The 9,543-nt window shown below is 65.9% G+C and carries 7 protein-coding genes; 5 read left to right on the forward strand and 2 right to left on the reverse strand.

The window, feature by feature from the left end:
- Positions 1–287: 287 nt before the first annotated feature.
- The 4 genes from VFV09_10835 to VFV09_10850 are packed head-to-tail and all read left to right on the forward strand — an operon-like array spanning position 288 to position 7,256.
- On the forward strand, positions 288–1,637 hold the full coding sequence (locus VFV09_10835) for an adenylate/guanylate cyclase domain-containing protein (protein HEU4868210.1): 1,350 nt from the start codon (positions 288–290) through the stop codon (positions 1,635–1,637).
- Positions 1,630–2,907, forward strand: a complete 1,278-nt coding sequence (locus VFV09_10840; GenBank protein ID HEU4868211.1) for a hypothetical protein — start codon at positions 1,630–1,632, stop codon at positions 2,905–2,907. The genes VFV09_10835 and VFV09_10840 overlap by 8 nt, the downstream gene beginning before the upstream one ends.
- A 12-nt stretch (positions 2,908–2,919) precedes the next feature.
- Positions 2,920–5,139, forward strand: coding sequence for a histidine kinase (locus VFV09_10845; GenBank protein HEU4868212.1), 2,220 nt, complete (start codon positions 2,920–2,922; stop codon positions 5,137–5,139).
- On the forward strand, positions 5,136–7,256 hold the full coding sequence (locus VFV09_10850) for an ATP-binding protein (protein HEU4868213.1): 2,121 nt from the start codon (positions 5,136–5,138) through the stop codon (positions 7,254–7,256). The genes VFV09_10845 and VFV09_10850 overlap by 4 nt, the downstream gene beginning before the upstream one ends.
- A 6-nt stretch (positions 7,257–7,262) precedes the next feature.
- On the opposite strand, the gene VFV09_10855 is transcribed toward VFV09_10850, so the two are convergent.
- The gene (locus tag VFV09_10855; GenBank protein HEU4868214.1) at positions 7,263–8,120 is read right to left on the reverse strand and encodes an SDR family oxidoreductase; all 858 of its coding nucleotides are present in this window, start codon (positions 8,118–8,120) and stop codon (positions 7,263–7,265) included.
- Between the two features lie 30 nt (positions 8,121–8,150).
- Positions 8,151–8,573, reverse strand: coding sequence for an ester cyclase (locus VFV09_10860; GenBank protein HEU4868215.1), 423 nt, complete (start codon positions 8,571–8,573; stop codon positions 8,151–8,153).
- A gap of 116 nt (positions 8,574–8,689) precedes the next feature.
- Between VFV09_10860 and VFV09_10865 the strand changes: the two genes are divergently transcribed.
- On the forward strand, positions 8,690–9,543 hold an 854-nt coding region (locus tag VFV09_10865), incomplete at its 3' end, for a helix-turn-helix domain-containing protein (protein ID HEU4868216.1).

Consider the following 9,543-nt stretch of genomic DNA (forward strand, 5'->3'; position numbering starts at 1 on the left):
AGCCGAACCTTCGGGCCTCCACTCTTGTTGCTCCGAACTCTGCTGCTGCCTGGGTCTGCATGACCCCTCCTTTCCGGCTCGCCGGGGACGGTGGCCGCCGGCGTCTTCTCAAATCTCCACGAAGAACGCTATGCCTGGAAAACGGGCCGGGGCAGCAGGCAGACCGGTCAATTGCGGGTGGGTCAGCACCCGGGTCAACCCGTGCGGCGCGGGGTGGGCAGGCATCCCCCGGAATTGGGGTGGCGGCCCTCCTTGATTCTTTCGACCCCGTAGTACTGAATTAGCCAATGCCGGATCAAGCGCCCGATCGAAAGAAGATCACCGTGTTCCTGGCCGAGGACAACCTTTTTGTCCGTGAGGGCGTGCGCGCCCTGCTCTTGTTGGAGGACGACGTTGAGGTCGTCGGGACGGCGGCCGACTACGACGAGCTGATCGCCGGTGTCTTCGCCACCAACCCCCAGGTGCTGGTCACCGACATCCGGATGCCCCCGAGCTTCCAGACCGAGGGAATCGACGCGGCCAAGGCGGTGCGCAAGCGCAACAACGGAACCGGCGTGGTGATCCTGTCCCAGTACGACGACCCCAACTACGCGATCTCGCTGCTCAGCGAGGGGGCCGAGGGCTATGCCTACCTGCTGAAGGACCGAGTCGCCGAGGGCGACCAGCTGGCGCAGGCCATCCGCGAGGTCGCCGCCGGCGGCAGCAAGCTGGACCCCAAGATCGTCGACGCGCTGATCTCACCGGTCACCACCGACACCGACTCGCTCAGCACCGAGGAGGAGGAGCTGCTGCGGCTGGTCGCGGAGGGCCGGCCGATAAAGCGCATCGCCGCCGCCTTCAAGACCACCCCGGCCGACGCATCGGCCTCCATCGAGCGCCTGTTCCTCAAGCTCGCCCAGGGGGCCAGCACCGGTGCCGGAGGGGCGCTGCAGAGGCTGAAGATGCTCCACCAGGCGATTGTCGACCTGGACGAGCGGGGGGAGTCGATGAGCCGGCTGCTCCCGGGGGGCGTCGCCGACAAGCTGAGGCGGGAGGGCCGCAAGGTGGGGGAGACCGAGAAGCTGACGGTCACCGTGCTGATGTCCGACATCCGGGGCTACTCGACCATCGCCGAGCAGACCGACCCGAGCCTTTTGGCCGGGCAGCTCAACATCCACCGGATCGAGATGAACAAGGCGGTCGGCGCCGGGGGCGGCAACGTCTGGCAGTTCGTCGGGGACGCGGTGATGGCCGTTTTCGGCGCGCCGCTGCCCCAGGAGGACCACGCCGACAGGTCGCTGGCCACCGCCGAGGCCATGCACGCCGCGCAGCAGGAGATCAACCGCCGGTGGAGGGCCGAGGGGCTGGCCCCGTTCGAGATGGGCATCGGCCTCAGCACCGGCGAGGTCGCCGCCGCTCTGCTCGGGTCGGAGGAGCACCTGGAGTACTCGCTGGTCGGGGACACCGTGAATATGGCCCAGCGCCTGCAGCAGTGGGCGGAGCCGGGGCAGACGGTTCTCTCCGAAGCGACCTACCGAAGTCTGGCATCACCCGTCCAAGCGGAGCAGCTGGCTCCGGCGACGGTGAAGGGCAGAAGTGCGCCCGTTCTCGCTTACAAGCTCGCATCGAAGAACCCGGAGGACCTGACCATTGGATAGATTGCGCAGAGGGGCCGCGCTGAAGCCGGCGGCCGTTGGGGTGTTGATGTTCCTGCTCGCCGCCTGCGGAGGGGGCGACGACTCCGGCCCCCAGAACCGCACGGTCCGCGTCGACTACAGCCACGACGAGTTCGGAAGCTACTTCCTCGAGTACTTCCCCCGCGAGGTGACGCTGCGGCCCGGCGACACCGCGGTCTTCAAACAGACCTGGACCGGAGAGCCGCACAGCGTGACCATGGGGACGCTGGTCGACGACCTGATGAAGCTGGTAGAGCCCTACGTCCAGGACGCCAAGGAAGGCAAGCCCATCCCCGACGAGGAGCCGCCCGAAGTGGAAGAAGCCAACAAGCCGCTTCCCTGGATGTTCGGCGAGCAGATCGACCTGGTTGCGCAGAACGCCGCCCAACCGTGCTACCTGGACTCCGGCGCTCCCCCCACAGATCCAGACACGCCGTGCGAACAGCAGGAGCAGCCCGACTTCAACGGTAAGCAGAGCTACTACAACAGCGGCTTCATTCCTTACGAGGGAGCGGGCGGCAACGAGTTCAAGGTTCCTCTTTCCGACGACATAGAGCCGGGAACCTACTTCTACTACTGCAACTACCACGGGCCTTTTATGTCCGGGAAGATCAAGGTCGTCGGCAAGTCGGCCTCCATACCCTCGCAGGAGGAGGTCAACCGGAAAGCCCGGGACGAGATCGAGGTCATGGCCGGGCCCCTGCGGGAGCAGCTCGAAAAGTTCGAGGAGGGAAGGCTCGAGGTGCCGGAGGAGGAGGCGCCCGCCTACCGCAACGCCGGGTTCCTGAAGCCCGGGACCCGGCGGTTCCAGGGCAATCTCTCCGGCCTTTACGCCGAGGACGAGTCGATCATGGGCGGCATCAACGAGTTCCTGCCCAAGACCAAGACGGTGAGGGTGGGTGAGAAGGTCAGGTGGGCCAACCTCGGCATGCACACCATCAGCTTCAACGTGCCCAAGTACTTTCCGGTGATCTCGGTGGAGGAGGACGGCAAGGTGGTCTACAACCCCCAGGTGATCACGCCGGCCGGAGGCGTTCCCGACCACCCGGAGCCCTTTGACTTCGAGGGGCCGCCGCCCGAGGAGCCGCTTGAAATCGACGGCGGCACATGGGACGGGGAGGGCTTCTACTCAACCGGTCTCATAGGCTGGGCGCCGTATGTGGTCTTCGAGATGGAGTTCGCGAAGAAGGGCACCTACAAGTACGCCTGCCTGATCCACCCGCCGATGGTCGGCACCATAACGGTCCGGTAGGGTCCCGCGCCGGTGGGTATCGAGACAGCCGAAGAGCAGGAGCGGGAGGCCACCGGGCTGGTGGAGGCAATTCGCCGCCGCCGGCTCAGCGCCACCGACTACCTCTTCATCGTCTTTTTCACCGGCCTGATCCTCTCGTCGGTGGTGGTCATGGGATTCGGCCTGCTGGCGGTGGCCGCCGGTTGGTCCCCCGGCCTGCACGACCGGCTCCACGACATCGGCTTCGGCGAGGGCGTGGTCGCACGGCTGGCCCAGGGTATGGCCGACGCCGCCCACAACCCGCACTCGGTGATCGGCCTGGTGGTCGACTACCTGTTCAGCGCCTTCAACCTGGCCCTGGCCTGGATCCTGCACAAGCTGAGGTTCCGCGACTGGACCGCCCGCCTGCTGGCGATCGGGATGGCGGGGACCGCGGCGGTGTTCAACCTCCAGGCGGCCGAGGTGTACCACGCCATGCCGAAGACCTCACTCGAGGTGTCTTTGTTCTCGGCCCACCGCCTTATTGCCGGAGGGGCCTACATCGCAGCGCTGCTGCTGTTCCCGGACGGCAAGCTGATCCCGCGCTGGCGGCCCTGGGCGAAAGTTGTCCTATACGCGCCGCTGGTCATCGGGCTGATCGTGATCTCGCTTCGGCCGGAAGGCACCGAAGAGACCTCGACGACCGTCGCCTTGATCGTCTTCTTCGGCCTTCTGACCCCGCTGGTCGCGGTGATGGCCCAGGGTTACCGGGTACGGCAATCCCAGAGTCCCGAGGAGCACCAGCAGTCCAAGTTGTTGTTCTGGGCCCTGACGCCGGCCCTGATTATCGGGTTGTTCGTGCTCTCTCAGGGGATCCGCTTCGTCACCTCGAACGAGTTCGCCGGGCGTCCGCAGGAGCTGCCCCTGCTGATTTTCCGGATCTTCCAGCCGGTCTTCACCCTGATCCCGATCGCCCTGTTCGTTGGCCTGATCAAGTACCGCCTGTGGAACATCGACAAGATCATCAGCCGCACGCTCGCTTACAGCGCCCTGGCGGTCCTGGTCGGGCTGGTCTACGTCGGGATGGTGGTAGGGGTCGGCAGCCTGGCGGGCGCGGCCAGCGACAACCTGCTGCTGTCGATTGCCGCCACCGGCATCGTCGCCGTGGCGTTCCAGCCGGTCCGGGAGGCGGTCGAGCGCCTGGCGAACCGGCTGGTTTACGGCAATCGGGCGACCCCGTACGAGGTCCTGAGCGGTTTCAGCGCCCGCATGGCCGGTGCGGCCGCTCCCGAGGAGCTGCTGAGTGACATGGCCCGGACCCTGGCCGACGGCACCGGCGCGGTCTCCGCCCGGGTTCTGCTGAAGGTCGACGACGAGCTGCGGCTGGTAGCCTCCCATCCCGAGCTTCAGGCCGGGGAGGAGGTTCCGGCCGAAACCAACGGAAAGAACGGGGCCGCCGGCTCCGAGCAGCAGGTTGAGGTTTTCCACCGGGGCGAGATGTTGGGGGCGCTGTCGATAACCAAGCGCCCCGGCGAGCCGATCACGCCGGTGGAGTCGAAGCTGATGGCCGACCTCGCGTCGCAGGCGGGCGTAGTGTTCCGCAACGTGAAGCTGAACGAGCAGCTTCTGGCGCGGCTCGACGAACTCCAGGCCTCGCGACAGCGGGTCCTCACCGCCCAGTACCAGGCCCGCCGTCAGCTTGAGCGGGACCTCCACGACGGCGCCCAGCAGCAGCTGGTCGCGCTGAAGGTGAAGATCTCGCTGGCCGAGCGGATCGCCACCGAGGAGAAGGTGAAGAAGTTCCTCTCCCAGCTGCAGAAAGAGGCGGACGACACCCTCCAGACCCTGCGGGACCTCGCCCGGGGCATCTACCCGCCGCTGCTGGCCGACAAGGGATTGGTGGTGGCGCTGACCGCCCAGGCGAACAAGAACCCGCTGCCGGTGACCGTCGAGGGCGACGTCGGCCGGTACGGCCAGGAGGTGGAGGCGGCGGTGTACTTCTGCTGTCTCGAAGCCCTCCAGAACATCGCCAAGTACGCGGGCGAATGTGAGGTCTGGATCAAGCTGTCCTCGGACGCCGAGAGCTTGAGTTTTGAGGTTCGGGACAACGGCGCAGGCTTCGAGAGCGCCACCGTCATGCCCGGCCACGGCCTGGAAAACATGTCCGACCGGCTGGACGCCCTGGGCGGGCGGGTGGTCGTGACGTCGAGGGTGGGGGAGGGCACCACCGTCACCGGCAAGGTCCCCGTCAGGGCCCTGGAGAAGGTCGGGTGAACGTAGCCCGGAACCTGCAGCCTCGGACACGGGCGGCGATCATCCTGTCAGTCGTGGTCGTGATGTTCCTTGTCGTGCTGCAACTCACTCGGACCGACCTGGTTACGCCGGGGGTCGACCTGGGCCCCAACACCACGATTCTTGCGGTGGCGATGCTGATTGCCCTGGTAATCGGCTGCCTGATCGTCGACCGGATGCCCTCCAACCCCGTCGGCTGGATTCTGGTTCTGCTTGGGCTCTTGGGGCTGGTTTCAGAGCTGGTCGGCGAGTACGCGATCTACGCCCTGTTTCGTGAGCCGGGTTCTCTCCCGTTGGGTCCCGAAGCGGCGTGGCTCTACTCCTGGGTTTGGGTCGGCATCGTCGGTCTCATACCGCCGTTGTTGCTCTACTTCCCGAACGGAGCCCTGCCCTCCCGCCGGTGGAAGGTTGTGCTTTGGGCCGATGCGGGCTTCGCAACGCTCTTCTTCGTCGACGCACTATTCCTTTGGTCCGAGCGGGGGCCCGTGTTTCTCGATGTCGCCGAAGTGACCCTGGGCGAGCCCACCCCGCTGCAGACGGCCGTGTCGTTGTTGGGGATAGGCCTGCTCGTGTTCGTCCTGGCCGGCTGCGCCTGGGGGATGGTGCACCGCTACCGCCGGGCGGACGGGGTGGAGCGTCACCAGTTGAAGTGGCTAGCCTTCGCCTCCGTCTACTACGCGCTCGCGATCCTCACCACCTACATGATCTTCAGCGCCAAGGTTCCGGTTTTGAATCTGTTGACCAACTTTTCGATCGCCTCGCTTCCCGCTGCGATCGGCATCGCCGTCTTCAAGTACCGCCTCTACGACATCGACGTGGTGATCAACAAGGCGCTCGTTTACGGCGCCCTGGCGGCGTTCATCACGGCGATCTATGTCGGGATCGTCGTGGGCGTCGGCACGCTGATCGGAGCCGGCGACGACCCTAACCTCGGGTTGTCGATTGTCGCCACCGCGCTGATCGCGGTCGCCTTCCAGCCGTTCAAGAGCAGGGTCCAGCGCCTGGCCAACCGGCTGGTCTACGGCAAACGTTCCACGCCCTACGAGGTCCTGGCTGAGTTCTCGACGAAGATGTCCGGGTCGTACGCCCAGGACGAACTGCTCTCCCAGATGGCCTCCACCCTGGCCGAGGGAACCGGCGCCGCCTCGGCGCACGTCTGGGTCAAGATCGGCGACCAGATCCGGCTGGCGGCGTCGTATCACCGGGGGACGGCCCACTCCGAAGAAGAGGGTGCGCATGAACCCGTCACCCTGGAGGGCGGGGACCTGAAGATCCCGGACTCGGACCACGTCGTCCGGGTCTCCCATAAGGGCGAGCTTCTGGGGGCGCTGGCGATCACCAAACGAGCCGGCGAAGCGGTTACCCCGGTCGAGGAAAAGCTGATGAACGACCTGGCGGCCCAGGCCGGTGTCGTCCTCCGCAACGCCCGGTTGAACGAGGAGCTGCTCCTGCGGCTGGAGGAGTTGAGGGCCTCCCGCCAGCGGCTGGTGGCGGCGGCAAACCAGGCCCGGCGCCGTCAGGAGAGGGACCTCCACGACGGCGCCCAGCAGCAGCTGGTGGCCCTGAAGGTGAAGCTCTCGCTGGCGCAGCGGCTGACCACCCAGGAGAAGGTGAAGGTGTTCCTCACCCAGCTCCAGGCGGAAGCCGACGACGCCCTGCAGACCCTGCGGGACCTGGCCCGGGGAATCTACCCGCCGCTGCTGGCCGACAAGGGCCTGCCGATGGCGTTGACCGCCCAGGCCAACAAGACGTCCCTGGATGTTCAGGTTAGGGCCGAGGGGGTCGGCCGCTATTCGCAGGAGGTCGAGGCCGCCGTGTACTTCTGCTGCCTGGAGGCCCTGCAGAACGTTGCGAAGTACGCCGGCCCTTGTGAAGTTGTGATCACCCTGACCGATGCCGGAGGCAACCTGTCCTTCGAGGTGAAGGACGACGGATGCGGGTTTGATTCCGCCGCCTCCAAATGGGGCCACGGCCTGCAGAACATGTCGGACCGGGTGGATGCGCTGGGCGGAGAGATTACGGTGTCATCGACGCCTGGGGCGGGCACGACGGTCACCGGCCGGATTCCGGTGCACGTCCTGGAGCCGGCTACGGATTGATCGCAATTAGCTAACTTGAGTCAGGAAATCCTCGACTGTCGTCAGGCGAACGCCGAAAGTGCTCTCGGCGTCGGCCGGCGACAGCGGCGGGGGTGAGTCGTAGGTCTCCAGGGCGGTCATCATGCCTGCGACCGCGTCAGGGAACCCGGGCATGGGAGCCCCGGGTTCAAGACTCTGGACCTCCACCTCCACACCTTTGAGGCGCTCGAAGGTTGAGATGATGTCGCTCCACGAGAGCGCCTCGGGGCCCCCGATAAGCAGGTCACGGTTTACCGCGGCGTCGTTGCCCACACAGCCCACAGCCAGGCCCGCAACGTCTTGGACCGCCACACAGTTGTGCCGGCGTTTACCACCCATGACTATCGACACGGGCTGCCCGGCTTGGACGGGACCCAACACGACGAGCGGAATCCACACATCCATGTAGATGTCGGGAAGCAGAACCGTGTAGCCCATGCCGGATTGCCTGAGCAGCCGGGACGTCAAACCCTTCGCCCGTAGAAAGGGCACGGGAGAATCCGGATCTTCACCCTGCGCCGACACGAATACGAAGTGTTCGACTCCCGCCTGGGCTGCGGCCTCCACCAGCCTCCGGTTGCCTTCGAGGTCGACCGTTTCGACCGTGTCTTCACCGCCCCTGGCGACCGAGTTGGCGGTGGTTATCACTGCGGACACGCCCCGGCAGGCGGCGGCCAGAGACCCTGGGTCCTTCAGGTCGCCCCGGATCGGCTCGGCGCCCGCCTCCCGCAGCGCCGCCTCGGCCGCGTCATCGCGGACCATGGCTCTCACCGGGTCGCCCCGCTCGACCAGCCCGCGGGCAATTGCTCCTCCCAACAACCCTGTTGCACCAACTACCAGGTTCATGACGACTCCCTTCGCCCCTCTTGAGCGGTCTTAGGCTCTTGCACCGGCGGGGGCCGGGATACCGCCGAGCTGGATCATCATCTTGAAGACGTCAACCACGTGCCAGTGCTCGGAAAGCAGTCCGTCACGAAACTTGTAGATGTCCACTCCCTCGATGTCGAAGCCCTTGCCGGTAGCGGGAACCCCCATCCAGTCGGCGAGCTGGGTTCCCTGGTTCCTCCACATGACCGCAACCTTGTCTTCGTCGAAAATCACGTGCTCGAGGGTGAAGTGCGGACTGAGCGCAGCACGAACCAGGCTCGCCCGCTCACGGAAGCCTGCAATTCCGTCGGCCTGGCCCGGGAAAGGATGATGCTCGACGTAGTCGTCGCATGCGATTTCGTCGATCAGCTCGAGCCGGCCCTCGTTGCCAATCTCCTCGTACAAAACTCTGATGATTTCCTTCTTGTCCATTGGTCTTCCTCTTCGTGTCGGTGACCTCGGTCCGATGATGCAACAGCGCCGGCTCCTGAACAACGAAACGAGGTCACCGAGTTCTCACCGAGTTGGCGGCAGTACCATTCAGTGCGGTGAATGACCCAGAGCCCACCCTGGCGCGGACACTGAGAAGCCTCCGGCTCAGGGCCGGGCTGACTCAGGAGGAGCTCGCCGAGCGCTGCGGCATCAGCGCCCGGACGATAAGTGACGTGGAACGGGGCCTGCGTTCGAAGGTCTACCCCTCCACCGCTCGCCTTTTGGCCCAGGCGCTTCACTTGAGCGAAGAGGAACGCCTCCGGGTGTTTGGGTCGTTGCACGAGAGCACCGGAGTACCGAGGCCCGAGCCGGCTCGGACGTTGCCGGTTGTTCCGATGCCTCTGCTCGGGCGGTCTCGCGAGTTGAGCCTGATAAGCGAGGCGATCACCGGCAGCGCCTACCGGCTGGTCACATTGACCGGGCCGGGAGGGGTCGGCAAGACCAGGTTGGCCATCGAGGCCGCCGGGGTGAACGGCTCCCACTGTCCCCAAGGCGTTTGTTTTGTCTCCCTCGGTGAGCTGGCCGGTGCTTCACTCGTCCCCATTGCGGTCGCCAGGGCGTTGGGGGCGCCGGTTTCCGGCGACGATCCTCAGAGTGCGATCGTCCGGCACCTTTCGCAGGGCCGGTATCTGATCGTCCTCGATACTTTCGAGCACGTCCTGGGGGCCGCGTCGATGGTCCATTCGTTACTGCTGGAGTGCCCGGGGACCAGCTTCCTGGTGACCAGCCGCACGGCTCTTAGGCTGCGGGGCGAGCAGGAGTTCCAGATACCTCCCCTGGATCTGCCCCCGGCGGGCCAGAACGATCCCGCGCTTGGCGTAGGTTCCTGGCCGGCGACCGCCCTCTTCGTCCAGAGGGCTCTGGCGGTGAAGCCCCAGTTGTCGATTGACCCGGTTTCCAGCCGGCTGAT

It is taken from the genome of Actinomycetota bacterium (assembly GCA_035759705.1).
Classification (GTDB): domain Bacteria; phylum Actinomycetota; class CADDZG01; order JAHWKV01; family JAHWKV01; genus JAJCYE01.